This window comes from Pseudomonas reinekei, from assembly GCF_001945365.1.
Taxonomy (GTDB): Bacteria; Pseudomonadota; Gammaproteobacteria; order Pseudomonadales; family Pseudomonadaceae; genus Aquipseudomonas; species Aquipseudomonas reinekei.
Genome location: NZ_MSTQ01000013.1, coordinates 142,580 through 167,323 on the forward strand (window position 1 = coordinate 142,580; position 24,744 = coordinate 167,323).

Consider the following 24,744-nt stretch of genomic DNA (forward strand, 5'->3'; position numbering starts at 1 on the left):
CAGTGTGTTAACCCTCATGGAGAAACCTGCATGCCCAACCCACTGCGCCCGGATCCACGTCGGTTTCCCCTGCACGTGCATATCAGCGTGATGTTCACCTTGCTGCTTTCGCTGACCGGAGTGGTGCTGGGCATTTTCAACTATCGACAGACCACACAGATCATCCTGTCGAGCAGCGAGAAGCTTTTCAATCGAATCGAACAGGACGTGCGCCTGGACCTGCACGCGACCTACGAACCGATTCGTCACTTGCTGAGCCTGCTGGTGCACACGCCTGCGGTCCAGGCGCCAGACCTGGAGCAGCGCCTGGCCTTGCTCCCACCCTTCAGCCAGTCACTCAAGGACAATCCCGACCTCGCGTCGCTGTACCTGGGCTACGACAACGGTGACTTTTTCATGGTTCGGCCGTTGCGCACCGAGCCGCTGAAAACCCTGGTCAAAGCGCCGGACACAGCGGCCTATCAGGTTTGGAGCATCGAGCGTAACGCCAGCGGACAGGTTCATTCCCAGTCTTTGTTTTTCGATCAGAACCTGATGCTGATCAGTCGCCAAGACCACCCCGGCGATCACTACGATCCGCGAAGCCGCGCCTGGTTTTCCAGCGCCAGTCACGACAACGATCAGATCACCACCGAACCTTACGTCTTTTTCTCCACCCATAACGTCGGCACCACGCTCGCTCGGCGCAGTGGCGAAAATGTGGTGATGGGCGCCGACCTGACGCTGGTCGCCCTCAGCGCAACCCTGGCCAAGCACGTGGTGACGCCAGCCACCGAAATCGTGCTGTTCGACGCCCAGGGCAACGCCGTTGCTTATCCCCACAGCAGTCGACTGATCATCGACGATCAGTCCGCACGCCTGATCAAGGCTGCAGACCTGAGCCCCAGCCTCGGCGCATTGCTCAAGAACCCGCCGCAAGGCAATCGCCTGAATGCCGCCGGCCGCGAGTGGATCGTGGCCCGCAGCAGCATGCAGGAAGGCGGTCCCCAAGGTCTGCAACTGGCGATGCTGGTGCCAGAAGATGAATTGCTCGTCGACGCCTACCGTATGCGCTGGCAGGGCGCACTGATAACCCTGGCAACCTTGTTGCTGTGCCTGCCGCTGGGCTGGCTGACGTCGAGAATCCTGGTCAAACCGCTACGTGCATTGGTGCAGGAAGCCGATGCGATACGCAGCTTCGATTTCAACTTTCCGCTGTCCCGCCGATCACCGGTGCTAGAGGTCGACCAACTGAGCGTGTCGATGGCGCGCATGAAAGACACCCTGGCGAGCTTCTTCCAGATCACCGACAGCCTGAGCGCCGAGACCCGCTTCGCGCCGTTGCTGGAGCGAGTGTTGTTTGAAACGGTAAAAATCGGCCAGGCCCAGGCGGGCCTGATTTACCTGCGCGAGGGTGACGGTGACCGCATGGAGCCCCATGGCCTGGTCATTCACGATGTCGCCCAGCCCCTGTCGTCCTTCGACATCCAGGCGCACTCGCTACAGGATGCACAGAGCCCCGCGTGGTTGCAGCAGTTAACAGGCGCCGACAATGTGGTGATCAATCTCGGTTTCGAACAGGCAGGTGATTTGCAGAAAGTACTGCTCGCGATGGCCTGCCCGCGAGTGCACCTGATCGGCATCCGCCTGCACAATCGTCATAACGAAACCGTGGGCCTGTTGGTGTTTTTGCTGGCCGATAGCGGCGATCGCCGTGATCTGGAAAAACTCCGCCCGGATCGCATCGCATTTTTGCAGGCGGTATCCGGCGCGGCCGCGGTGAGTATCGAGAGTCAGCGTCTGCAAGCCAAGCAGAAACAATTGCTGGACGCGTTCATCAAACTGCTGGCTGGCGCGATTGATGCGAAGAGTCCCTATACCGGAGGCCATTGCCAGCGCGTGCCAGCGTTGACGCTGATGCTCGCCCAGGCTGCTGCCGCCAGTCAGGATCCGGATTTCGTCGGTTACCAACCCACGGACGATGAATGGGAGGCGTTGCACATCGCTGCCTGGCTGCACGATTGCGGCAAGATCACCACCCCCGAATACGTCGTCGACAAAGCCACGAAACTGGAAACGCTGAACGACCGCATCCACGAGATCCGCACCCGCGTCGAAGTGCTCAAGCGCGACGTCTGGATCAGTTACTGGCAAGGCATTGCCCAGGGTGGCGACGAGCAACAGCTGGCGCCACGGCGTGATACCGCACTGGCGCAACTCGATGAAGACTTTGCGTTCATCGCTCGCTGCAATCTCGGTGGCGAAGCCATGGCCGAAGCCGATCTGCAACGCCTGCGCAGTATTGGTCAGCGCACCTGGACACGAACCCTGGATGACCGGCTGGGCGTTTCATGGGAAGAGAATCGACGTCAGGCCCGCACCCCGGCGGCGACGTTGCCAGTCATTGAATCGCTGCTGGCCGACAAACCCGAGCACCTGTTCGAGCGCCCCGCCGCAGAACTCATCGCACCAGACAACCCCTGGGGCTTCAAGCTCGATGTGCCGCCCTACAAGTACAACCGCGGCGAACTCTACAACCTGAGCATTAGCCGCGGCACCCTGACGAACGAGGAGCGCTACATCATCAATCATCACATGGTGCAGACGATCCTGATGCTCAACCACCTGCCCTTCCCCGAACACCTGCGCAACGTCCCGGAAATTGCCGGTGGTCATCACGAAAAAATGGATGGCACCGGTTACCCGAAACGGCTGAAACGCGAGGAGATGAGCCTGCCGGCGCGGATGATGGCGATTGCCGATATTTTCGAAGCACTGACCGCCGCCGACCGCCCCTACAAGAAAGCCAAATCCTTGAGCGAAGCACTGGGCATCATGGCCTTCATGTGCCGGGACGCCCACATAGACCCGCAGCTGTTCCGACTATTCATCAACGCGCGCATCTATCTGCTCTACGCCGAGCGCTATCTCGATCCGCAACAAATCGATGCGGTGGACCCGTCGGGCCTGCTGATCAAGGCAGGCCTCAAGGCATGATCAGCAATCGGTCAGGTGCAGGAAAATAGCGGCCAGTTGCTCGATTCCGGCCTGATCCTGTGCAGTGAATCGCGCCAGCTTCGGGCTGTCGAGATCAAGCACGCCGATCAGTCGGCCATCCTTGACCAGGGGCACCACCAGTTCACTGTTTGACGCACTGTCACAGGCGATATGCCCGGGGAATGCATGCACGTCTTCGACCCGTTGCGTCTGCAAGGTCGCCGCCGCCGTTCCGCATACCCCACGGCCGAACGGGATGCGCACACAGGCGATCTGCCCCTGGAACGGCCCCAGGACCAGTTCCTCGTTGCGATTGAGGTAAAAACCAGCCCAGTTCAGGTCGTCGAGCTGATTAAACAGGAACGCCGAAAATTGCGCGGCGTTGGCGATGAAATCCCGCTCGTCCGCCAGCAGCGATTCCAGCTGCGCGTGCAGCATGCCGTAGCCTTCGAGGCCCTGGCCGCTTTTTTGTAAATCGATCATGCATTGTGCTCCAACAGTTTGAGCCCGACCCAATAGCGGGCAAATTGATACGCGCAACGTCCATTGCGATTGCCGCGCCCTGTGGCCCAGCGCACCGCGAGGATGTCCAGTTCCTCGTCCCGTTGCCACTTGAGGCCGGCCTTGTCAGCCAGTTGGCCGATCCAGTGCTCGACGACGTTGAGATAGTGTTCCTGGGTGAACGGGTAAAACGACAGCCACAGCCCGAAGCGGTCCGACAGCGCGATCTTGTCCTCCACCGCTTCGCTGGGGTGCAGTTCGCCGTCGACGCGTTTCCAGTTTTCGTTGTCGCTTTCTTTCTCCGGCACCAGGTGGCGACGGTTCGAAGTGGCGTACAACAAAACGTTGTCCGGCGCTTGTTCCAGCGAACCGTCGAGCACGCTCTTGAGCACGCGGTAATCGCCCTCGCCCGACTCGAACGACAAGTCATCGCAGAACAACACAAAACGTTGTGGCAATTTGGCGATCTGTTCGACCACTCTCGGCAAGTCGGCCAGGTGATCGCGCTCGATCTCGATCAGGCGCAATCCGCCCTGGGCATGTTCGGCCAGCAAGGCACGGACCAGCGACGACTTGCCGGTACCGCGCGAACCCCAGAGCAAGGCATGGTTGGCTGGCATGCCATCGAGGAACTGCCGGGTGTTGCGACCCAGCTGTTCCAATTGCCGGTCAACCCCGATCAGGTCGGACAGGCGCATGTCGAGGCTGACTTCCAGCGGCAACAGGAACCCGCTACGTCCCTCGCGCTGCCAGCGCGCGGCCAGGCAATGGCTCCAGTCAATGGCTGACCGGGCTGCAGGCAGCAACGGTTCGATTCGAGCCAGAACGGCATCGGCGCGTTCAAGAAAAGCATTCAATCGGGAGTCCACGTCTTATCCTCGGGCACGTACACGGTAATGATGGCGATAGAGCAATGAAACATAGCGTTCGATCAGCGACTCCCATCCTGTACAAGGGCTCGCGAGAACGTCGGTATACAGGCATGATCGACTATGCTTGAGCAGCGAAGGGAAACGGAAGTGGTTCAACACCCCATGGATATCAAATTCACCAACCGGCTGTCCTACAAGCAAGCCCGGCTTACCGTGCTGGTGGGTTTCATTCTGGGCATGCTGCTCAGCCTGCTGCAAATAGGCATCGATTATGCCAGTGAAGACGCCTCCATCAACCGTGAAATACTGTCTTTGCTGGAAATCAGCCATAACCCGGCCTCGCGCATCGCCTACAACATTGACGCCGAACTCGCCCAGGAACTGACCATGGGCCTGTTGCGTTCTCCGGCGATCATCGGCGCCCGGCTGATCGACAACAACGGCAACGTGCTGGCCAACGTCAAGCGCCCCGGCCTGCAAAGCGGCTATCGCGTGATCAGCGACCTGCTGTTCGGTGCCGAGCGACAGTTCGAGGACCGCCTCTATCTCGACCACCTGCCCAGCGAATCCCTTGGCACCCTGCAACTGGATGTCGACACCTATTCGTTCGGCTATCGCTTCCTGCGTCGGGCCGAAGTGACCTTGCTCAACGGCTTCGCCCGCAGCCTGATCCTGACCGGCATTCTGCTGACGCTGTTCTATATGATGCTGACCAAGCCGTTGGTGCGGCTTATCCATGAACTCAGTCATCGAGATCCGAGTAGCGGCGACCCAACGCCGCTGGCATGTCCAACCGGGCACGCCAATGACGAAATCGGCGTCCTGGTGAAGGTTGCCAACCAGCAGTTTGAAAACGTCACCACCGAAATCCAGCAACGCCGCAATGCCGAAAACCGCCTGACCGATTACCTCGGCCAGCTGGAAAACATCGTCTCGGCGCGCACGGCGGAGCTCAAGGCAATCAACGCCCGACTCAGCCAATCCAATCAGGAGCTGGAGCTGGCCCGCAGCACGGCGCTGGACATGGCCGAAGCCCGCTCGGTGTTCCTGGCCAACATGAGCCACGAAATCCGTACGCCGCTCAATGGCCTGCTGGGCATGATCGCGCTATCGCTGGACGGACCATTGACTGCCGAGCAACAGCAACAGCTGTCCATCGCCCACGACTCGGGCAAAGTGCTGGTGGAATTGCTCAACGATATTCTCGATCTGTCAAAGTTCGATGCCGGCCAGCTTGAACTCGAACACATCCCGTTCGACCTTGGCGCGTTGGTCGAAGACACGGCCAACCTGTTGTCGCAAAACGCGGCACCCAGTGTCGAGCTCACGTGCCTGATCGATCCACACTTCCCGGCGCTGGTGCTCGGCGATCCGACACGGGTCCGGCAAATCGTCAGTAACTTGCTGTCCAACGCCCTTAAGTTCACCCGCTTCGGACGGGTCGACGTTCGCCTGTCGAGCGCCGGCGATGGCGTACGGATTGAAGTCTGTGACACCGGCATCGGCATCCCTCAGGATGCCCAGGTCAAGATTTTCCAGCCGTTCACCCAGGCCGGTGCCGGCATAACCCGGCAGTTCGGCGGGACCGGGTTGGGGCTGGCGCTGACCTACAACCTCTGTGAAGCGATGCAAGGGCGCCTGACCATCAGCTCGGAGGCCGGTTTCGGCAGTCAGTTCTGCGCAGAACTGCCACTGCCCCGCCATACCCGAGCCCTGGTTCCAGCCCCGTTGCAGGGCAAGGTCCTCGCCATCACCTCCGCGAGCAGCGGCCTGGCGGAATTGCTCAGCAGCCTGTTGCCGGTTTGGGGGCTGGAGTATCAGCAACGCTCCATTGACGAGCCTTTGTTCGGTTTGCACCCCGATGTGCTGATCACCGATTGCCCCGAGTGCCTGTTCAACCTGCGCCCAAGTTTGACCGCGCCGATCCTGCTGGTGACCGCTTACGGCAGTTTCATGCCCAGCGAACAAGCCAACGCCCTCGCCCCTTTGCAGCAACAGGCGCGGCCCCTGGCACGCAACGCATTGCATCAGACCTTGCGCCGCATCCTGCAACCGGAAACCAGCACCATCAGCGACACGCCCATCGACGTTCTCAGCCCGCAGCGCCGCGCGCGGGTGTTGTTGGTCGAGGACAACCCGGTCAATCAGTTGGTGGCCAAGGGCATGCTCGGCAAACTCGGCTGCGACGTCACGGTCGCGGCTCACGGTGCCGAGGCGCTGGACCGGCTGGAGAGCGATGAATTCGATCTGGTGCTGATGGACTGCAACATGCCGGTGATGGATGGTTACGAAGCCAGTCGGCAGATCCGTCGCAGCGGACGCTGGCCACAGTTGCCGATCGTCGCCCTGACTGCCAACGCCATGTCCGAGGAACGCGAGCGCTGCCGGGCGGCGGGGATGAGCGACTACCTGGCCAAACCCTTCCGCCGCGAAGAACTGGCCGCGCTGCTGGACTTGTGGGTACCCGCTACGACAGTGCCTTGATCTGCCCCAAGAGGTGGTCCAGACCGTCACGCAGGTCATTCAGGCGATCGAGGTCCACGCCGCTGTCGCATAACAACCGGGCCTTGAGCGGCCCGACTTGATCGCGCAATGCCGTCCCGGCAGTCGACAGGCTCAGGTGCACCTCGCGCTCATCCCTTGCCGAACGTTGACGCTGAACCAGTTGCAGTTGCTCCAGGCGCTTGAGCAATGGCGTCAGCGTGCCGGAATCCAGCGCCAGGCGCTCGCCCAGTGCCTTGACGGTCGGCTGCTCCGGGGGCGTCTCCTGCCACTCCCACAACACCAGCATTGCCAGGTATTGCGGGTAGGTCAGGCCCAATTGATCGAGCATCGGCTTGTAGGCCCGGATCACCGCGCGGGAGGCGGCATACAGCTTGAAGCAGAGCTGACTGTCGAGATTCAGGGAATCGACTGACAGGGTGTTCATTTGAGCAGGGCTTCGATCTCGCGGCTAAGGTCCTGCGGCTTGGTGGCAGGCGCAAAGCGCTTGACCAACTGGCCGTCCTTGCCGATCAGGAATTTGGTGAAGTTCCACTTGATGCCTTGGGAGCCGAGCACGCCCGGGGCGCGCTTTTTCAACTGCACGAACAGCGGATGGGCACCGGCGCCGTTGACTTCAATCTTTTTGAACAGCGGGAAGCTGACACCGAAGTTCAGTTCGCAAAACTCGCTGATCGCGCCTTCGTTACCCGGCTCTTGCTTGCCGAATTGATTGCAGGGAAAGCCCAACACCACCAGGCCCTGATCCTTGTAGGTCTGCCACAGTTCTTCGAGGCCTTTGTACTGCGGAGTGAAACCGCATTTGCTGGCCGTATTGACCACCAGCACGGCTTTGCCGGCGTAATCGGCCAGGGTCTTTTGCTCGCCCTTGATGGTGGTGCAAGGGATGTTCAGCAGATTGTCGCTCATGATGAGGGGCTCAGGATTGAGGAAGATGAGTCAAACATAGCGAGCAATTGAATTGCGTGCAATTTAATTAATCCCTCCCCCTTCCTGTAGGAGCCGGCCTGCTGGCGATCGGTGCGCCGCGGTGTGTCATATCCACCGCTATCGCCAGCAAGCCGGTACCTTCAGAGGATCGAGGTCATCCTATACGCGGGGCACCAGATCCAGGCACACGGAGTTGATGCAATAGCGCAGCCCGGTCGGCGCTGGACCATCAGGGAACACGTGGCCCAAATGCGCATCGCATTTGGCGCAGACCACTTCGGTGCGGATCATGCCGTGGCTGACATCGCGGATTTCGGTCATGGCATTGTCGTCAATCGGCGCATAGAAACTCGGCCAGCCGCAGCCGGAATCGAATTTGGTTCTGGAATCGAACAGCGGCTCGTTGCAGCAGATGCAATGGTAGACACCATCGACCTTGCTGTCGTTGTACTTGCCGGAAAACGGCCGTTCCGTGCCCTTGAGGCGGCACACGTTGTACTGCTCCGGATCGAGCATGGCCTTCCATTCTTCCAGGGTTTTTTCCAACTTTTCCATCATCACACCTCGGCGGCTGAAAAAGCCCGATCTGTACCTTTTCCACGGATCGGGCGGCACGTATGATTGCGCCTCGTCAAACGCCAGTCTGGCAGCCAGACCACGCGCATTCAAACAGATTTATGGGTGCTGCCTCCAAGGCGTCAGGCCTGTGTGATTACGCAGGATTCCCAGTACGGTTGTTCACACGCCGCCTGGATCGTTCATTTTCGGGAACACATCGCCATGCAGGTCAGCAAATCGAACAAGCTCGCCAACGTCTGCTACGACATTCGCGGCCCAGTGCTCAAGCACGCCAAACGCCTGGAAGAGGAAGGCCATCGCATCCTCAAGCTGAACATCGGCAACCCGGCGCCCTTTGGTTTCGAAGCGCCGGATGAAATCCTCCAGGACGTGATCCGCAACCTGCCGACCGCACAGGGCTACAGCGATTCCAAGGGCCTGTTCAGCGCGCGCAAGGCGGTGATGCAGTACTACCAGCAAAAGCAGGTGGAAGGCGTCGGCATTGAAGACATCTACCTGGGCAACGGCGTTTCCGAGCTGATCGTGATGTCGATGCAGGCCTTGCTCAACAACGGCGACGAAGTGCTGGTGCCGGCGCCGGACTATCCACTGTGGACTGCCGCCGTGAGCCTGTCCGGCGGTAACCCGGTGCACTACCTGTGTGACGAGCAAGCCAACTGGTGGCCGGACCTGGCTGACATCAAGGCCAAGATCACCCCGAACACCAAGGCTCTGGTGATCATCAACCCGAACAACCCGACCGGTGCGGTGTATTCGAAGGAAGTGTTGCTGGGCATGCTGGAACTGGCCCGCCAGCACAACCTGGTGGTGTTCTCCGACGAGATCTACGACAAGATCCTGTACGACGATGCCGTGCACATCTGCACCGCTTCCCTCGCGCCGGACTTGCTGTGCCTGACCTTCAACGGTCTGTCCAAGTCCTATCGCGTCGCCGGTTTCCGCTCCGGCTGGATCGCCATTTCCGGGCCAAAACATCACGCCCAGAGCTACATCGAAGGCATCGACATGCTGGCCAACATGCGCCTGTGTGCCAACGTGCCGAGCCAGCACGCGATCCAGACCGCGCTGGGTGGCTACCAGAGCATCAACGACCTGGTGCTTCCGCCAGGACGCCTGCTGGAGCAGCGCAACCGCACGTGGGAACTGCTCAACGACATCCCGGGCGTCAGTTGCGTCAAGCCGATGGGCGCGCTGTATGCATTCCCGCGCATCGACCCGAAAGTCTGCCCGATCCACAACGACGAGAAATTCGTCCTCGACCTGCTGCTTTCCGAGAAGCTGCTGGTGGTTCAAGGCACCGCCTTCAACTGGCCATGGCCGGACCACTTCCGCGTCGTGACCCTGCCCCGCGTCGATGACCTGGAAATGGCCATCGGCCGCATCGGCAACTTCCTCAAATCCTATCGCCAGTGAGCGGGAGGTCACCGTGCGACGGCGCTTGCCCCATCGCACGGTGATTCATTCAGCAACACTTGTTTGCGCCCTGTAGAAGGCTGGCGCCTCTACCCCTCACCGACACTACACTGCCTGCTCTGGCCCAACGCCGTCGGGGTGAATCAGATTTGCCGGCCTACAAACGCTTCCTTCATAAACGTCGGAAATGCCCTGCAAGCAGCTAAGCTTTTACCGTAGGACACAGTTTGAAATAGTCACCCGGTTGAATACCCCGGTGCAGCACCTTATATACCCCGCAGTACGCTACATCTTTAGCATAAGGAGATTTCTACAACCATGATGCGCATCCTGCTGTTTTTGGCCACTAACCTGGCGGTCGTGCTGATTGCCAGCATCACGCTGAGCCTTTTTGGCTTCAACGGGTTCATGGCGGCCAACGGGGTTGATCTCAACCTCAATCAGCTGCTGATTTTCTGTGCGGTCTTTGGTTTCGCCGGTTCCCTGTTCTCGCTGTTCATCTCCAAGTGGATGGCGAAGATGAGCACCAGCACCCAGATCATCACCCAGCCACGCACGCGTCACGAGCAATGGCTGCTGCAAACCGTCGAGCAATTGTCCCGTGAAGCCGGGATCAAGATGCCCGAAGTCGGTATTTTCCCGGCCTACGAGGCGAACGCTTTCGCCACCGGCTGGAACAAGAACGACGCACTGGTCGCGGTCAGCCAGGGCTTGCTCGAGCGCTTTTCGCCGGATGAAGTGAAAGCCGTTCTGGCCCACGAAATCGGCCACGTGGCTAACGGCGACATGGTCACCCTGGCGCTGATTCAGGGCGTGGTGAACACCTTCGTGATGTTCTTTGCGCGGATCATCGGCAACTTTGTCGACAAGGTGATCTTCAAGAATGAAGAAGGCCAGGGTATTGCCTACTACGTGGCAACCATCTTCGCCGAACTGGTCCTGGGTATTCTGGCCAGCGCCATCGTGATGTGGTTTTCGCGCAAACGCGAATTCCGCGCAGACGAAGCCGGTGCAAACCTGGCCGGTACTGCCGCGATGATCGGCGCCCTGCAACGCCTGCGTGCGGAACAAGGCCTGCCGGTTCACATGCCTGACACCCTGAACGCCTTCGGCATCAACGGTGGCATCAAACAAGGGTTCGCTCGCATGTTCATGAGCCACCCGCCGCTGGAAGAGCGTATCGATGCACTGGCTCGTCGCCGGGGCTGATCGTTCTGCGGTCACAAAAAACGGGGCGATCTGATCGCCCCGTTTTTTTTGCCTTGAAGCTCCTCTGCCTTTAACGGCACATCAGGCGATAAACCCGCTCTTCTAGTCGAGTAACACCCGCCTCTATGAACTTCCCACTCTCGCTCAAAATATCCTGATCTTCCAGGATCTTCAGCGCCCATGACGCCCCAAACAACCGCTGCACCTCATCATCGACCACGGCAAACGGCGGGCCAGACATTTGTGCCTGGTCGTAATCCAGCGTAATCAGCAGCCCCTGAAATTCCTTCGGCAGTATCCGCTTCAAATGGTCGGCATACTGCTCCCGCATAGCCGGTGGCAGCGCGATCAAGGCGGCACGGTCATAGAGCGCAGAACAATCAGCGACATCACCGGCAGTCAGTGCAAAGAAATCGCCGCACCACAGCTCAATCGAGCCCGCCCGGTAAACCTTGAATGGCCCCTGCTCGCTAACTGCGGGATCAAAGCCGTGTTCGCTGAAGAAGTCCTCCACGGCCTTTTCCGACAGTTCGACTCCCAGAACCTCATGCCCTTGATGGGCAAGCCACAACAAATCCAGACTCTTCCCACACAGGGGCACCAGCACACGAGCGCCCTCTTCCAGACCTAACGCCGGCCAGAACCGTCGCAGATAGGGGTTCACCTGCGGCAGATGAAAGCCGATCTGATTCGACGCCCACTTCTTGTGCCAAAACTCCGGCTGCATAAATAACCCCGAAAATTCGATCAAAACACCCTAAAACTTATATTAGATTTAGATCAATGATCTGATTGAAGATGGCGTCATCTTACCCCCCAGGAGCTCACACATGTTCCCCAGCCTGTACATATCCCATGGCTCCCCGATGCTGGCTCTGGAACCTGGTGCCAGTGGGCCGGCTCTCGTGCGTCTGGCGGCGGAAATGCCGAAGCCAAAGGCCATCGTGATTGTTTCTGCGCATTGGGAAAGCAACGAATTGCTGGTCAGCGGCAACCCGCAACCTGACACCTGGCATGATTTCGGCGGTTTCCCCAAAGCCCTGTTCGAAGTGCAGTACCCGGCGCCGGGCAATCCCCGGTTGGCCGCAGACGTTGTCGAGCTGTTGAAGGCCAGTGACCTCCCCGCGCGCATTGACCCTCAGCGCCCGTTCGACCATGGGGTCTGGGTACCGTTGTCGTTGATGTATCCGCAGGCGGACATCCCGGTCGTTCAGGTGTCCCTGCCCACCCGTGGCGGCCCGGCCCTGCAAACCCGCGTTGGCCATGCCCTGGCCAGCCTGCGCGAACACGGCGTGTTGCTGATCGGCTCCGGCAGCATCACGCACAACCTGCGGGAACTGAACTGGCATGCCGGTCCGGAAAGCGTTGAGCCGTGGGCCCAGGCGTTCCGCGACTGGATGATCGAAAAACTGGCTGCCAACGACGAAGCCGCGCTGCATGACTATCGGGCGCAGGCACCGAATGCCGTGCGCAACCACCCAAGTGACGAGCACTTGTTGCCGCTGTACTTTGCCCGCAGCGCCGGAGGCGAATTCAGCGTTGCCCACAAAGGGTTTACCCTGGGTGCGCTGGGCATGGACATCTATCGCTTCGGCTGAAGCTTTTGCGCAGGCAAAAAAAATCCCCGAACCAGTCGGGGATTTTTTATGTTCGATCAATCAGCCCAAGGGCGGATCAATCTTCACGATAGCGACGCAGCTTCAACTGCTTACCGGCAACGCGAGTGTCCTTCAGCTTGGTCAGCAACTTCTCCAGACCATCTTCCGGCAGCTCGACGAGGCTGAAGCTGTCACGCACCTGGATGCGACCGATTGCTTCGCGAGCCAGGCCACCTTCGTTGAGGATAGCGCCCAGCAGGTTCTTGGCAGCGATACCATCACGCGCACCCAGCGCGGTACGGCAACGAGCACGGCCTTCGCCCAGTGGCATCGGAGCACGACGCTCACGGTCACCACGCTCAGGACGGTCACCGGAACGCTCTGGACGATCGCCACGCGGTGCGTTGTTCGGCACCAGTGGACGCTCTTTCTCGATAGCGGCCAGGTTCAGCGCTTGACCGTTGGTCGCCTTGCGCAGCAGGGCTGCGGCGAGGGCACGCGGGCTGCAACCGATGTCGGCGGTCAGGCGATCAAGCAGATCACCGTGGGTCGATTCGGCATCAGCCACCAGCGGCGACAGGCTGTTGGTCAGTTTCTTGATGCGCGCATCCAGAACGGCTTGAGCGTCCGGCAGGCGAACTTCAGCAACCTTCTGACCGGTTACACGCTCGATCACTTGCAGCATGCGGCGCTCACGTGGCGTCACCAGCAGCAGTGCACGACCTTCGCGACCGGCACGGCCGGTACGGCCGATACGGTGAACGTAGGACTCCGGGTCGTACGGCATGTCAACGTTGAAAACGTGAGTGATGCGCGGAACGTCCAGGCCACGAGCAGCAACGTCGGTCGCCACAACGATGTCCAGACGGCCATCCTTGAGGGAGTCGATTACGCGCTCACGCTGGTTCTGGGCGATGTCACCGTTCAGCGCAGCGGCTTTGTAGCCTTTGGCTTCCAGGGCACTGGCCAGGTCCAGGGTCGCTTGCTTGGTGCGCACGAACATGATCAGGGCGTCGAAGTCTTCCACTTCCAGCAAGCTGAGAACGGCGGAAGTCTTCTGGTCAGCGTGAACCAACAGGTGAGCCTGTTCGATCGCGGTAACGGTCTGGGTCTTGGTCTGGATCTTCACGTGTTGCGGATCGCGCAGGTGGCGTTCGGCAATGGCACGGATCGACTGCGGCAAGGTGGCCGAGAACAATACGGTCTGACGGGTTGCTGGCAGCGCCTTGAAGATAACTTCCAGGTCGTCCATGAAGCCCAGCTTGAGCATTTCGTCGGCTTCGTCGAGAACCAGGTGGTTCACGGTCGCCAGTACTTTTTCGTCACGACGCAGGTGGTCGCACAGACGGCCCGGAGTGGCGACAACAATCTGTGCGCCATTACGGATTGCTTTCAATTGTGGGCCCATCGGCGCGCCGCCGTAGACAGCCACAACAGTTACGCCCGGCATTTGCTTGGCGTAGGTTTCGAAAGCGGTTGCAACTTGTAGCGCCAACTCACGAGTTGGTGCCAGGATCAGGGCTTGCGGCTCGCGCTTTGCAGGATCGATGCGATGCAGGATTGGCAGGGCGAACGCTGCGGTTTTACCCGTACCGGTTTGCGCCTGACCAATCATGTCGTGACCGGCCATGATGATCGGGATCGATTGCTGCTGAATAGCCGATGGCTCTTCGTAGCCAGTCGCGGTGACGGCTGCGAGAATATTCGGATTAAGATTAAAAGCGGCGAAGCCGCCGGTTTCCTGGGTCATGGGTCTGCCTCTAAGTGCATCCGCAAAGACCCATGCTCCAAAGCTGCGCGTGCCGTGTTGAGACTCAAGAGTCGCCCTGGCAGCTTTGTCGGCGGGGATTTGCGAAAACGAATGAATGAAAAGAATCGTAAAGGGAGAGTCCGCAGTACGGACGTGCAGCCGAAGCTGACTTCGGGGAATTGCTCTACCTAAACGCGGCCCGGCTAAAGGCCGGCGCGCACTATACCGGAATTTGCCGAAAAAGGGAGCTTTTTTTATCGCAAAACTCCCGCGTACGGCGTTCTGTCACAGGCTTTGCGGATAATCGCGCGAGCGTCTATTTTTCAAAGGCCCGGCCCTGCGGGTGATGGCGCTAACACGGTTCATCTTGAAGACCCGGACCGCCGGTCTGACACCCTCTCCCGCCCGAGGAAATGCACCATGAAAGAGCTCGACACCCGCCGTGTGAGCCGTGAAAAGCGCGGCCATGTCCTGTTGATCGGTCTGAATCGGGTAGCCAAGCGCAATGCTTTCGACCTCGACCTGCTCAACGAGCTGAGCCTGGCTTATGGTGAGTTCGAAGCCGACAGCGATGCCCGTGTGGCGGTGGTCTTCGGCCATGGCGAGCATTTCACCGCCGGCCTGGATCTGGTGAGTGCCAGTGCAGCGCTGGCCGAAGGCTGGCAGGCACCGCCCGGCGGTTGTGATCCGTGGGGTGTGTTCGCCGGTCCCAGGGTGAGCAAACCGGTGATTGTCGCTGCCCAGGGTTATTGCCTGACCATCGGCATCGAGTTGATGCTGGCCGCCGATATCAACTTGTGCGCCAGCAATACGCGCTTCGCGCAAATGGAGGTACAGCGCGGGATCTTCCCCTTCGGCGGCGCCACATTGCGCCTGCATCAGGTGGCCGGTTGGGGCAATGCAATGCGCTGGATGCTGACGGGGGACGAGTTCGATGCCCGCGATGCCTTGCATCTGGGCCTGGTCCAGGAAGTCATGGCCAGCGAGGACTTGCTGCCACGGGCGATTGAGTTGGCCGAGCGGATCGCCCGCCAGGCACCGCTCGGGGTTCAGGCAACGCTGATGTCGGCCCGGCAGGCGCGCTATGAAGGGGAAACGGCGGCAGCGCAGGGTTTGCCGGCGCTGGTGAAGAAATTGCTGGTCACTGAGGATGCGCAGGAAGGGGTGCGGTCACTGGTGGAGCGGCGGCCGGGAATCTTTAAAGGCTGCTGACTTCCCTTTTTGCCGACTTATGTCGCCGGGCGAATGGCCTTGATCAACGACTGCAACGAATACCCCAACCGCGGCGCCAGCCCTTCAGCCCGGGCTATCAGGCCATCCATGTCCAGCTCCTGATCCAGATCCGACGGCACGATCAGAATCACATTGCCCTCCTTCACCGGCAGCTCCCAGTAATGCCGATGATAGAGCCCGCGCAATAACGCAGCGCCCAACGGTTTGCCATCATCGGTGGCCCATTGATTGATCACCAGCCAGCCGCCTGGATTCAATCGTTTCTGGCAGTTCTCCAGGAAGGTCCACGCCAGATGCCCGACACCCGGGCCGACGTCGGTATAAAGGTCGACGAAAATCAGGTCCGCGGGCTCGGCGGTATCCAGCAACTCCAGCGCATCGCCTACACGGATATAAAGGCGCGGGTCGTCATCCAGCCCAAGGTATTCGATGGCCAGGCGCGGCACATCCGGGCGCAACTCAATGGCTTCGACATCGTCCAGCGGCAGGAACTTGAGACACGCCTGGGTCAACGTACCGGCACCGAGGCCGAGAAACAGCGCGGATTCCGGCTGCTCATGGCACAGCGCGCCAATCAGCATCGCCCGGGTGTAGTCATACTCGAGCCAGCTCGGATCGGCGGTGAACACGCAGCTTTGCTCGATGGCATCACCGAATTCGAGAAAACGGTAGTCGGCCACTTCCAGCACGCGAATCACGCCAAATTCGTCCTGCACCTCGGCGAGCAAATGCTCGACGCGCTCCTCAGTCATTTCGTCTCCCGATCGTCACCGTGGGCCGGCAACGCAATAGCACCGCGTACAGGCTGCGGCAAAGGCGCGATTGTCCGCGAAGCGACGGGAACAGGTCACGCACTAATTGCTGATAACATGGAAGCCCGAGCGTAAAACACTAGAGATGATGATGAGCCAACCCTGGAGTCCTGACAGCTGGCGCGCCCTGCCGATCCAGCAACAACCTCAATATCCCGACGCTGCGCATTTGCAGCAGGTCGAGCAAACGCTGGCCAGCTATCCGCCGCTGGTGTTTGCCGGTGAAGCCCGGGAATTGCGTCGTCAGTTTGCCGAAGTGACCCAGGGTCGCGCATTTCTGCTGCAGGGCGGCGACTGTGCGGAAAGTTTCGCCGAGTTCTCCGCCGCGAAAATCCGCGACACCTTCAAAGTGTTGCTGCAAATGGCAATTGTCATGACCTTCGCCGCCGGTTGCCCGGTGGTCAAGGTCGGGCGCATGGCCGGGCAATTCGCCAAGCCGCGTTCGGCCAATGACGAAACCATCGACGGTGTGACCCTGCCGGCCTACCGTGGCGACATCGTCAACGGCATCGGTTTCGACGAAAAAAGCCGCGTGCCGGACCCGGAACGCCTGTTGCAGTCCTATCACCAGTCCACTGCGACCCTGAACCTGTTGCGCGCCTTCGCCCAAGGCGGGTTTGCCGACCTGCATCAAGTGCACAAGTGGAACCTCGACTTCATCGCCAACTCGGCACTGGCGGAAAAGTACAGCCACCTGGCCGACCGCATCGATGAAACCCTGGCGTTCATGCGCGCTTGCGGCATGGACAGTTCGCCGCAACTGCGTGAAACCAGTTTCTTTACCGCCCACGAAGCGCTGCTGCTGAACTACGAAGAAGCCTTCGTGCGTCGCGACAGCCTGACCAACGATTACTACGACTGCTCGGCGCACATGCTGTGGATCGGCGATCGCACCCGCCAGCTCGATGGCGCCCACGTCGAATTCCTGCGCGGGGTGAACAACCCGATCGGGGTCAAGGTCGGCCCGAGCATGAACCCTGAAGAGTTGATTCGGCTGATCGACGTACTCAACCCGGACAACGATCCGGGTCGCCTGAACCTGATCGCCCGCATGGGCGCGAACAAGGTCGGCGATCACTTGCCGCAGCTGATTCGCGCGGTGCAGCGTGAAGGCAGGCATGTGCTGTGGAGTTCCGACCCGATGCACGGCAACACCATCAAGGCCAGCAGCGGCTACAAGACCCGCGACTTTGCGCAGATTCTGGGTGAGGTAAAGCAGTTCTTCCAGGTGCATGAAGCGGAAGGTTCGTACGCCGGCGGTATCCACATCGAGATGACCGGGCAAAATGTCACCGAGTGCATCGGTGGGGCGCGGCCGATTACCGAAGATGGGTTGTCGGATCGTTACCACACCCATTGCGACCCGCGGATGAATGCCGACCAGTCGCTGGAGCTGGCGTTTTTGATTGCTGAAACCTTGAAGCAGGTTCGACGCTAAATCGCGTCGCCTCTATCGCTAGCAGGCTAGCTCCCACATAGGTTTTGTGGATGCCACAGTTCCAGTGTGGGAGCCAGCCTGCTGGCGATGAGGCCAGATCAATTACCCTCAATCTGGGCCAATGCCACCCGCAACCGGTCCGCACTCGCCCTCGGGCAGTTCAACTGAACTTGCGTCAGCCCCAGCCAATCCGCCATCCGCCGCAGATTCACCGCCAACGCCAGCATCCCCTCCTCGTCCAGCCCCGTTTCCTCCTCATGCACCGCATGCACCGCCAACCGACCCGCCGCCCTCTCGGCGCGCAGATCGACCCGCGCGGCAATCCGTTCGTTGTGCAAAAACGGCAAGACGTAATAGCCGTAGACCCGTTTGTCCTGCGGCGTATAAATCTCCAACCGATAGCGAAAATCGAACAGACGCTCGGTGCGGCTGCGCTCCCAGATCAGCGAATCAAACGGTGACAGCAATGCGCTGGCCTCGACCTTGCGCGGCACTTTCGGCTCGGGCAGGCAATAGGCGGGCTGCTTCCAGCCCTGTACTTCGCAGATGAGCAACTCGCCCGCCTCGACCAGTTCCGCCAGACGTGGACGACTGTCTGCGGGATTCAGGCGGAAATAGTCGCGCAAGTCCTTTTCGGCGCCCACGCCCAAGGCCGTCGCGGCGTGCAGCAGCAAGCCTCGCTGAGCCTCGGCTTCATTGACCCACCGCTGCGCCAGCACCTGCGTGGGAATGACCCGTTCCGGCAAGTCATAAAGCCGCTCGAATCCGCGCCGCCCGGCCACGGTGACTTCGCCAGCGGCGAACAACCATTCCAGCGCATGCTTTTCCGCGCTCCAGTCCCACCACGGCCCGGCCCGTTCCTGGCGGGTCGACAGGCTGCCAGCGCCCAACGCCCCCAGTTCTTCAACCGAGGCCAGCACCCGGCGAATGGTGTCTGGCTGCTCACGACCGAAACGCGCCAGCTGTTGATAAATATCTTCGCCACGGGCCGCACGTTGCATTCGCCAGCGCATCAGCGGGTACATCGACATCGGCAGCAACGACGCTTCGTGGCCCCAGTATTCAAACAGCGTGCGACGTCGCCCCGAACTCCAGGCAGCCTGGTCGAGCAAGTCGCAAGAATAGGAACCCAGCCGGGAAAACAGTGGAAGGTAGTGCGAGCGCACCACGGCGTTGACGGAATCGATTTGCAGGATACCCAGCCGATCGATCAGGCGGTTGAGCTGCGCAGCCTTGATCGCCGCTGGCGGCTGGCGCCCGTTGAACCCTTGGGCGGCCAGTGCCAGACGCCGAGCCTGTTTGAGGGTAAAGGACAACGTTGCGGGCATGAGCATCTCCTTGTCTGCTCGCAACCTACCTCACCGGTAAGGGGTTTGTGTAGCTTGGCACTCATCATTTATTGGTCGGGATCATTTATGCATCGGGTCGTTCCAGAATGGCTTGATCGACTCGTACTCGACATCCGCCCGGCTCATGCCAATGTCCTTCAGTGCTTCGTCGCTCAAGCTTGCCAGCAGTTCGCGTTCGCGATGCAGCTCGTACCAGCGGCTGATCTTGTGCAGCAGATCGGATATCAGGTGAACCGACTGATGTTCTGCGCCTTGGAACTCATGTTGACCTTTCATCTTGTTGCCCTCCGTTTGGATGGCTCCAGTCTCGCGCCGGGTCTAAGATCAATCCAACAAATGTTTCTGATGGCAACCATCTCGGAGATTGATGCATGTCGAGCTACCCGACGATCGATACCGAAGTGCTGCGCACCTTTGTCGCGATCGCCGACCAGGGTGGCTTTACCCGCGCCGGCGAGTTGGTCCATCGCACCCAGTCGGCCGTCAGCATGCAGATGAAACGGCTGGAAGAAGATGTGTTGCAGCGCCAGTTGTTCCAGCGCGACGGACGCCAGGTGCGTCTCACCGCCGAAGGCCAGGTGCTGCTGGGCTACGCACGGCGCATCCTCAAGTTGCACAGTGAAGTGTTCAATACATTGCGCGAGCCGGACATGATCGGCACGGTGCGCATCGGCACGCCGGACGACTACGTGATGCGTTTTCTGCCGGGGATTCTGCGGCGGTTTGCGCAGTCCTATCCGCTGATCCAGATCGAAGTGCATTGCGAATCATCCAAACAATTGCTGATGCGTCAGGATCTGGACCTGTCCATCGTCACCCGCGAACCGGGCAGCGAAATAGGCCAGTTGTTGCGCAAGGAGCGGTTTGTCTGGGCCGAAGCTCAATGCTACAGCGCTCACGAACAAACGCCCCTGCCGCTGGCAATGTTCAACAGTGATTGTTTCTGCCGGATGTGGGCCTGCAATGCGCTCGATGCCCAGGGCCGCGATTATCGCGTGGCGTATAACAGTGACAGCCTCTCGGCGATCATGGCGGTGGTCAGCGCTGGCCTGGCGATCACGGCGCAACTGGAAAGCCTGATCACCCCGGACATGCGCATTCTCGGTGAAGCCGAAGACCTCCCGCTGCTGCCCGAGGCCAGCATCATGCTCGTGCGTAACCTGCACAATCCGTCGCCGATCACTGAATGCCTGGCCGAACACATCATCGATGGCTTCAAACTTTAAACGCGAGCATCACTGCACAGAGCACCAGAAAACCACAGAACAGTGCGCGCAACAGGCGCTCAGGCATGGCGTGGGCGATTTTCACGCCCCAACTGATGCTCATCAACCCACCGATCGCCAACGGCACACCAACTATCCAGTCCACCTGGTGATGCGCGGCATAGGTCACCAGCGTGACGCCCGTGCTCGGCAATGCCAGCGCCAGCGACAATCCCTGCGCGACCACTTGAGTGGTACCGAACAGGCTGGTCAGCACGGGCGTTGCCACCACCGCCCCACCCACGCCGAACAAACCGCCCATGGTGCCGGATGCCGCACCGAGCACGCCCAGCCAGGGCCACGAATAATTCATCTGCGAAGAAGCCGGTGCACTGGCGAAGAACATGCGTACCAGGTTGTAGGCCGATAACGCGACCAGGAAGGCGACGAAGCCGATGCGCATGGTTTGCGCGTCAATGCCCACCGCCCAGATCGAACCGATCCAGGCGAAGCAGAACCCCATCGAAGCGAGCGGAAGCGCGTGGCGCAACTCGATCTTGTTGCGCTGGTGATACCGCCACAAAGCCAGCATCACGTTCGGCACCACCATCACCAGCGCCGTACCTTGGGCGATCTGTTGATCGAGACCACATAACACGCCCAGCAGCGGGATGGCGATCAAGCCACCACCGATACCGAATATCCCCCCGAGCGTGCCCAATGCCGCGCCGAAGAGCAGATACATCAAAAATTCAATCACCGCGATTTCCTCTCATATCAGGCCGCTTATCCTACGCAGTTGGTTATGGCGCGGAAACGCACAGCAACGCACAATGGCTTTGCCAAACTCGCACAAGCGCACCTTCGCCATGAACCCGAATCAACTGACCGAACAACTGGGCCTGTTTCTGGACGTGCTGGAAACCGGTAGTTTTTCCGCTGCGTCACGTCGTCATCCACTGACCCCTTCAGCAGTAGCACGGCGTATTGATAGTCTGGAAAGCGCTGTCGGCAGCCAGCTGTTCATTAGAAGCACCCACTCGGTGCGTGCAACGCCGGCCGGCCTGGCGTTTGCCGAGCGAGCGCGGCGGATCGTCGCCGAGTTGCGCCTGGCCCGGGCCGAAGCCGTGTCACTGAGCAGCGCGCCGGAAGGCTTGATTCGGGTCGATGCCCCGGCTGCATTTGCTCGCCGGCATCTGGCGCCCGTCATTGCCGATTTCTTGATGCTCTATCCCGGCCTTGATGTGCAACTGCACCTGATCGACAGTTTTGTCGACATGCAGGGTTTGAATCTGGGCAAGGTCGATCTAGTATTGCGCGCCGGACAAATGGCCGACACTCGCCTGGTGGCCACTCCACTGGCGAGCATTGTGCGTATCGCCTGCGCCAGCCCAGACTATCTACAGCGACGCGGCGTGCCAAATGATCCAGCGCAGTTGATCGAACACGATGGTCTGGACTGGGACGGCCTGGCGCCCCCCTTCGCCTGGCGCTTTGAGCGTGACGGCCAGATGCACTTGCACCGCCCCTCGCGCATCCGCATGAGCGCCAACAATGCCGAAGCGCTGGTCTGCGGCGCACTGGCCGGGCTGGGTATCGCGCATTTGCCGACCTGGCTGGCCAGCGAGTATCTGTTGCGCAGGGAACTGGTGCCGCTGTTCTGCGAAAACGGTCTGCCCAAACCGGAAAGTGCCGGGATCTATGCCTTGCGCCTGCAACAGCAACCCAATTCCCGCAGTCGCCTGCTGCTGGAATACCTGAAAACCCGCTTCAGCCCTATTCCGCCGTGGGATCTGGTCCTGCAAACCCATCTGGCCCACCGCTAGTCCAAATTATCTGGCGCGTTAAAGATTTGCCCGCTAGATTAATGACGATCACTGATTGAAGGCCTCAAAATGACCACCGAGCGCAACACCCCGGACAACTGCGACGACCTGCTGCTGGATAACCAGGCTTGCTTCGCTTTGCATTCCACTTCGCTGATGATGACCAAGGTCTATAAACCCTTGTTGCAGGCGTTGGGCCTGACCTACCCGCAGTACCTGGCCATGATGGTGCTGTGGGAACAGGACGGTCTGACCGTAGGCGAAATCAGCACGCGCCTGCTCACGGATCCCGGCTCGCTCACCCCGCTGCTCAAGCGTCTGGAAGCCGAAGGTGTGCTCAGCCGCACCCGCAGCCGTGAAGACGAACGCGTGGTGATCATTGAACTCACGGAGAAAGGTCGAGCCTTGCGTGACAAGGCCCGAAGCATCCCCCAATGCATCCTCGGCGCCAGCGGCATGACCCTGGAGCGCTTGCAAAAACTGCAGGCGGAGCTGCAAGAACTGCGTCGTCATTTGCAAGACAGCCTCTAACTCTCCTGCAAGCGCAAATCCCCGGTGGGAGCGAGCTTGCTCGCGATGGCGGTGTGACATTCAGCCTGTGTGTTGACTGACACGCCGCCATCGCGAGTAAGCTCGCTCCCACCGTTCGTTCTGCGTTAAAGAAAGCGACAACCGGGGTAGCGCCCTTCCACTGAAAAATCCCCGCTGAAAAAAATCCCTTTCGAACGCTCTAAATCGAGCCTTTCAAGCGGCGAGCTTCATTTCCCTCTGACTTTTTTCATTTTTTTTAAAAATTTATCTTGCGCACTAAACATTAGCGCGATACATTCATCTCGCACTTACTTACCGCGCAAACATTTAGCGCAATACAACCAAGCCCGAACGAGGATTTCACCATGCAAACTCTCTACACCGCAGTTGCAACTTCCACCGGTGGCCGTGACGGTCGTGCAATCTCCAGCGACAACATTCTCGACGTCAAACTCGCCACCCCGAAAGAGCTCGGCGGCGCTGGCGGTGCGGCGACCAACCCGGAACAACTGTTCGCTGCCGGTTACTCCGCCTGCTTCATCGGCGCCCTGAAATTCGTTGCCAGCCAGACCAAGCGCAGCATCCCGAACGATGCGTCGATCACAGCCCACGTCGGCATCGGCCAGATCCCCGGCGGTTTCGGTCTGGACATCGACCTGCACATCAGCCTGCCGGGCCTTGAACAAGCCGATGCGCAAACCCTGGTCGATGCGGCCCACCAGGTTTGCCCGTACTCCAACGCCACCCGCGGCAACGTTGAAGTGCGTCTGCACGTCACCGTCTAATCACTAAGCCAATCAGACCGAACAGGAAATGAACATGAACACTTTCAGCAAAGTCTTGACCGGTACCCTCCTCGCGCTGTCCATCAGCAACGCGTTCGCCGGTGATGTTGAACACAACACCCAGGCATTCCTCGATGTGTTGAATGCCGGCACCGGCAAACCGATGGAGCAAATGACGCCGGCCGAAGCCCGCGCCGTGTTGGTGGGTGCACAGGCCGGGGTCAAGCTGACGCTACCGAAAGCAGATGTCAGCCAGAAGACCATTCAGGTCGACGGTCAACCGCTGAGCCTGACCATCGTCCGGCCAGCCGGGGTCAAGGGTGAGCTGCCGGTGTTCATGTTCTTCCACGGCGGTGGCTGGGTGCTGGGAGACTTCCCGACCCACGAACGACTGGTTCGTGATCTGGTTGTCGGTTCGGGTGCGGCAGCGGTTTTCGTCAACTACACGCCGTCACCCGAAGCGCACTACCCGGTGGCGATCAACCAGGCTTACGCCGCGACCAAATGGGTGGCCGAGCACGGTAAAGAGATCAACGTCGATGGCAAACGCCTGGCCGTGGCCGGCAACAGCGTCGGCGGCAACATGGCGGCCGTGGTTGCCCTGATGGCCAAAGACAAAGGCACACCGGCGATCAAGTTCCAGGTTTTGCTGTGGCCGGTGACCGATGCCAACTTCGAGACCGGTTCCTATAACCAGTATGCCGAGGGGCACTTCCTCAGTAAAAACATGATGAAGTGGTTCTGGGACAACTACACCACCGACGCCAAACAGCGTAACGAGATCTATGCCTCACCGCTGCGGGCAACCCCTGCGCAACTCAAGGGCCTGCCACCGGCGCTGGTACAGACGGCAGGTGCCGACGTCCTGCGCGATGAAGGTGAAGCCTACGCCCGCAAACTCGATGAAGCCGGCGTGCCGGTGACCTCGGTTCGCTACAACGGCATGATCCACGACTACGGTTTGCTCAACGTGGTGAGTCAGGTGCCGGCAGTGCGCTCGGCGATGTTGCAGGCGTCTGAAGAGCTGAAACAACACCTCAAGAAGTAACCCGCCCCACTGCAGGAATCAGGTTGTGTACCGGTCGCGCATCGACCCGTACATGTCCTCTGTCTAGTCCTGAAATAGGTTTACACCTGTTTCACCCTAACGCCCGATGCACCGCATCGGGCGTTTTGTATTTTAAAGAGAGGTGCGGCCGCTCTTGGTTGTAGATCGTGACGGCCTCTCGCACCAT

24 protein-coding genes are annotated in these 24,744 nt (G+C 60.0%); 12 read left to right on the forward strand and 12 right to left on the reverse strand.

Going from position 1 to position 24,744, the window contains the following annotated elements; all coding sequences use genetic code 11:
- The first annotated feature begins 30 nt into the window (after positions 1-30).
- The gene (locus BVK86_RS20635) at positions 31-2,976 is read left to right on the forward strand and encodes an HD domain-containing phosphohydrolase (protein WP_075948166.1); all 2,946 of its coding nucleotides are present in this window, start codon (positions 31-33) and stop codon (positions 2,974-2,976) included.
- Here BVK86_RS20635 and BVK86_RS20640 read toward each other — a convergent pair whose 3' ends face one another.
- Both BVK86_RS20640 and BVK86_RS20645 read right to left on the reverse strand, forming a co-directional pair.
- On the reverse strand, positions 2,977-3,459 hold the full coding sequence (locus BVK86_RS20640; protein ID WP_075948167.1) for a GAF domain-containing protein: 483 nt from the start codon (positions 3,457-3,459) through the stop codon (positions 2,977-2,979).
- Complete coding sequence (locus tag BVK86_RS20645; protein WP_075948168.1) at positions 3,456-4,346, reverse strand: ATP-binding protein; 891 nt, start codon at positions 4,344-4,346, stop codon at positions 3,456-3,458. Before BVK86_RS20645 ends, BVK86_RS20640 begins: the two co-directional genes overlap by 4 nt.
- Positions 4,347-4,469: 123 nt before the next feature.
- Here BVK86_RS20645 and BVK86_RS20650 point away from each other — a divergent pair, with 123 nt between their 5' ends.
- Complete coding sequence (locus BVK86_RS20650; RefSeq protein ID WP_075948169.1) at positions 4,470-6,833, forward strand: hybrid sensor histidine kinase/response regulator; 2,364 nt, start codon at positions 4,470-4,472, stop codon at positions 6,831-6,833.
- Here BVK86_RS20650 and BVK86_RS20655 read toward each other — a convergent pair.
- The 3 genes from BVK86_RS20655 to msrB form a co-directional block, all read right to left on the reverse strand.
- Positions 6,817-7,278, reverse strand: a complete 462-nt coding sequence (locus BVK86_RS20655; RefSeq protein ID WP_075948170.1) for a MarR family winged helix-turn-helix transcriptional regulator — start codon at positions 7,276-7,278, stop codon at positions 6,817-6,819. The two genes, BVK86_RS20650 and BVK86_RS20655, sit on opposite strands and share 17 nt — an antisense overlap.
- Positions 7,275-7,760 (reverse strand): glutathione peroxidase, encoded by a 486-nt coding sequence (locus BVK86_RS20660; RefSeq protein WP_075948171.1) that lies wholly within the window; start codon positions 7,758-7,760, stop codon positions 7,275-7,277. Before BVK86_RS20660 ends, BVK86_RS20655 begins: the two co-directional genes overlap by 4 nt.
- A 180-nt stretch (positions 7,761-7,940) precedes the next feature.
- A complete protein-coding gene (gene msrB, locus BVK86_RS20665; protein WP_075948172.1) occupies positions 7,941-8,336 on the reverse strand; it encodes a peptide-methionine (R)-S-oxide reductase MsrB in 396 nt (131 codons plus the stop codon).
- Between the two features lie 225 nt (positions 8,337-8,561).
- Between msrB and BVK86_RS20670 the strand changes: the two genes are divergently transcribed.
- Positions 8,562-9,773, forward strand: coding sequence for a pyridoxal phosphate-dependent aminotransferase (locus BVK86_RS20670; protein WP_075948173.1), 1,212 nt, complete (start codon positions 8,562-8,564; stop codon positions 9,771-9,773).
- A 318-nt stretch (positions 9,774-10,091) separates the two neighbouring features.
- Positions 10,092-10,982, forward strand: a complete 891-nt coding sequence (htpX, locus tag BVK86_RS20675) for a protease HtpX (RefSeq protein ID WP_007973520.1) — start codon at positions 10,092-10,094, stop codon at positions 10,980-10,982.
- A gap of 70 nt (positions 10,983-11,052) precedes the next feature.
- On the opposite strand, the gene BVK86_RS20680 is transcribed toward htpX, so the two are convergent.
- Positions 11,053-11,709: a thiopurine S-methyltransferase gene (locus BVK86_RS20680; RefSeq protein ID WP_075948174.1), complete on the reverse strand. Its 657-nt coding sequence runs from the start codon at positions 11,707-11,709 to the stop codon at positions 11,053-11,055.
- Between the two features lie 103 nt (positions 11,710-11,812).
- Here BVK86_RS20680 and BVK86_RS20685 point away from each other — a divergent pair, with 103 nt between their 5' ends.
- Positions 11,813-12,580 carry a DODA-type extradiol aromatic ring-opening family dioxygenase gene (locus BVK86_RS20685; RefSeq protein WP_075948175.1) on the forward strand — a complete coding sequence of 256 codons (768 nt, stop codon included), beginning with the start codon at positions 11,813-11,815 and terminating at the stop codon, positions 12,578-12,580.
- A 76-nt stretch (positions 12,581-12,656) separates the two neighbouring features.
- Here BVK86_RS20685 and BVK86_RS20690 read toward each other — a convergent pair whose 3' ends face one another.
- Positions 12,657-14,330: a DEAD/DEAH box helicase gene (locus BVK86_RS20690; RefSeq protein WP_075948176.1), complete on the reverse strand. Its 1,674-nt coding sequence runs from the start codon at positions 14,328-14,330 to the stop codon at positions 12,657-12,659.
- A gap of 420 nt (positions 14,331-14,750) precedes the next feature.
- Here BVK86_RS20690 and BVK86_RS20695 point away from each other — a divergent pair, with 420 nt between their 5' ends.
- A complete protein-coding gene (locus tag BVK86_RS20695) occupies positions 14,751-15,542 on the forward strand; it encodes a crotonase/enoyl-CoA hydratase family protein (RefSeq protein WP_075948177.1) in 792 nt (263 codons plus the stop codon).
- 17 nt (positions 15,543-15,559) lie between these two features.
- Here BVK86_RS20695 and BVK86_RS20700 read toward each other — a convergent pair whose 3' ends face one another.
- Positions 15,560-16,315, reverse strand: a complete 756-nt coding sequence (locus BVK86_RS20700; RefSeq protein WP_075948178.1) for a spermidine synthase — start codon at positions 16,313-16,315, stop codon at positions 15,560-15,562.
- Between the two features lie 151 nt (positions 16,316-16,466).
- Here BVK86_RS20700 and BVK86_RS20705 point away from each other — a divergent pair, with 151 nt between their 5' ends.
- Positions 16,467-17,813, forward strand: coding sequence for a class II 3-deoxy-7-phosphoheptulonate synthase (locus tag BVK86_RS20705; RefSeq protein WP_075948192.1), 1,347 nt, complete (start codon positions 16,467-16,469; stop codon positions 17,811-17,813).
- Positions 17,814-17,911: 98 nt separating this feature from the next.
- On the opposite strand, the gene BVK86_RS20710 is transcribed toward BVK86_RS20705, so the two are convergent.
- A complete protein-coding gene (locus BVK86_RS20710) occupies positions 17,912-19,141 on the reverse strand; it encodes a winged helix-turn-helix domain-containing protein (protein WP_075948179.1) in 1,230 nt (409 codons plus the stop codon).
- An 81-nt stretch (positions 19,142-19,222) separates the two neighbouring features.
- Positions 19,223-19,438 (reverse strand): DUF1127 domain-containing protein, encoded by a 216-nt coding sequence (locus tag BVK86_RS20715; protein WP_075948180.1) that lies wholly within the window; start codon positions 19,436-19,438, stop codon positions 19,223-19,225.
- A 95-nt stretch (positions 19,439-19,533) separates the two neighbouring features.
- Here BVK86_RS20715 and BVK86_RS20720 point away from each other — a divergent pair, with 95 nt between their 5' ends.
- On the forward strand, positions 19,534-20,388 hold the full coding sequence (locus BVK86_RS20720) for a LysR substrate-binding domain-containing protein (protein WP_075948181.1): 855 nt from the start codon (positions 19,534-19,536) through the stop codon (positions 20,386-20,388).
- Here BVK86_RS20720 and BVK86_RS20725 read toward each other — a convergent pair.
- Positions 20,378-21,127: a sulfite exporter TauE/SafE family protein gene (locus tag BVK86_RS20725; protein WP_075948182.1), complete on the reverse strand. Its 750-nt coding sequence runs from the start codon at positions 21,125-21,127 to the stop codon at positions 20,378-20,380. The two genes, BVK86_RS20720 and BVK86_RS20725, sit on opposite strands and share 11 nt — an antisense overlap.
- Positions 21,128-21,236: 109 nt before the next feature.
- Here BVK86_RS20725 and BVK86_RS20730 point away from each other — a divergent pair, with 109 nt between their 5' ends.
- The 4 genes from BVK86_RS20730 (at position 21,237) to BVK86_RS20745 (ending at position 24,557) form a co-directional block, all read left to right on the forward strand.
- Positions 21,237-22,193, forward strand: coding sequence for a LysR family transcriptional regulator (locus BVK86_RS20730; protein ID WP_075948193.1), 957 nt, complete (start codon positions 21,237-21,239; stop codon positions 22,191-22,193).
- 69 nt (positions 22,194-22,262) lie between these two features.
- Positions 22,263-22,724: a MarR family winged helix-turn-helix transcriptional regulator gene (locus tag BVK86_RS20735; protein ID WP_075948183.1), complete on the forward strand. Its 462-nt coding sequence runs from the start codon at positions 22,263-22,265 to the stop codon at positions 22,722-22,724.
- Positions 22,725-23,089: 365 nt separating this feature from the next.
- A complete protein-coding gene (locus tag BVK86_RS20740; protein WP_075948184.1) occupies positions 23,090-23,509 on the forward strand; it encodes an organic hydroperoxide resistance protein in 420 nt (139 codons plus the stop codon).
- Between the two features lie 34 nt (positions 23,510-23,543).
- The gene (locus BVK86_RS20745) at positions 23,544-24,557 is read left to right on the forward strand and encodes an alpha/beta hydrolase (protein WP_075948185.1); all 1,014 of its coding nucleotides are present in this window, start codon (positions 23,544-23,546) and stop codon (positions 24,555-24,557) included.
- 91 nt (positions 24,558-24,648) lie between these two features.
- On the opposite strand, the gene BVK86_RS29495 is transcribed toward BVK86_RS20745, so the two are convergent.
- Positions 24,649-24,744 (reverse strand): integrase core domain-containing protein (locus BVK86_RS29495; RefSeq protein WP_139315762.1); only part of this gene is annotated, 96 nt, incomplete at its 5' end.

Coding starts and splice junctions, on each gene's coding strand:
- BVK86_RS20680 (WP_075948174.1), bottom strand. CDS start 11,709: ATGCAGCCGGAGTTTTGGCACAAGAAGTGGGCGTCGAATCAGATCGGC.
- BVK86_RS20695 (WP_075948177.1), top strand. CDS start 14,751: ATGAAAGAGCTCGACACCCGCCGTGTGAGCCGTGAAAAGCGCGGCCAT.
- BVK86_RS20735 (WP_075948183.1), top strand. CDS start 22,263: ATGACCACCGAGCGCAACACCCCGGACAACTGCGACGACCTGCTGCTG.
- BVK86_RS20745 (WP_075948185.1), top strand. CDS start 23,544: ATGAACACTTTCAGCAAAGTCTTGACCGGTACCCTCCTCGCGCTGTCC.
- BVK86_RS20670 (WP_075948173.1), top strand. CDS start 8,562: ATGCAGGTCAGCAAATCGAACAAGCTCGCCAACGTCTGCTACGACATT.
- BVK86_RS20640 (WP_075948167.1), bottom strand. CDS start 3,459: ATGATCGATTTACAAAAAAGCGGCCAGGGCCTCGAAGGCTACGGCATG.
- BVK86_RS20690 (WP_075948176.1), bottom strand. CDS start 14,330: ATGACCCAGGAAACCGGCGGCTTCGCCGCTTTTAATCTTAATCCGAAT.
- BVK86_RS20700 (WP_075948178.1), bottom strand. CDS start 16,315: ATGACTGAGGAGCGCGTCGAGCATTTGCTCGCCGAGGTGCAGGACGAA.
- BVK86_RS20660 (WP_075948171.1), bottom strand. CDS start 7,760: ATGAGCGACAATCTGCTGAACATCCCTTGCACCACCATCAAGGGCGAG.
- BVK86_RS20715 (WP_075948180.1), bottom strand. CDS start 19,438: ATGAAAGGTCAACATGAGTTCCAAGGCGCAGAACATCAGTCGGTTCAC.
- BVK86_RS20655 (WP_075948170.1), bottom strand. CDS start 7,278: ATGAACACCCTGTCAGTCGATTCCCTGAATCTCGACAGTCAGCTCTGC.
- BVK86_RS20710 (WP_075948179.1), bottom strand. CDS start 19,141: ATGCCCGCAACGTTGTCCTTTACCCTCAAACAGGCTCGGCGTCTGGCA.
- BVK86_RS20705 (WP_075948192.1), top strand. CDS start 16,467: ATGAGCCAACCCTGGAGTCCTGACAGCTGGCGCGCCCTGCCGATCCAG.
- BVK86_RS20635 (WP_075948166.1), top strand. CDS start 31: ATGCCCAACCCACTGCGCCCGGATCCACGTCGGTTTCCCCTGCACGTG.
- BVK86_RS20740 (WP_075948184.1), top strand. CDS start 23,090: ATGCAAACTCTCTACACCGCAGTTGCAACTTCCACCGGTGGCCGTGAC.
- BVK86_RS20720 (WP_075948181.1), top strand. CDS start 19,534: ATGTCGAGCTACCCGACGATCGATACCGAAGTGCTGCGCACCTTTGTC.
- BVK86_RS20685 (WP_075948175.1), top strand. CDS start 11,813: ATGTTCCCCAGCCTGTACATATCCCATGGCTCCCCGATGCTGGCTCTG.
- BVK86_RS20650 (WP_075948169.1), top strand. CDS start 4,470: ATGCTTGAGCAGCGAAGGGAAACGGAAGTGGTTCAACACCCCATGGAT.
- msrB (WP_075948172.1), bottom strand. CDS start 8,336: ATGGAAAAGTTGGAAAAAACCCTGGAAGAATGGAAGGCCATGCTCGAT.
- htpX (WP_007973520.1), top strand. CDS start 10,092: ATGATGCGCATCCTGCTGTTTTTGGCCACTAACCTGGCGGTCGTGCTG.
- BVK86_RS20730 (WP_075948193.1), top strand. CDS start 21,237: ATGAACCCGAATCAACTGACCGAACAACTGGGCCTGTTTCTGGACGTG.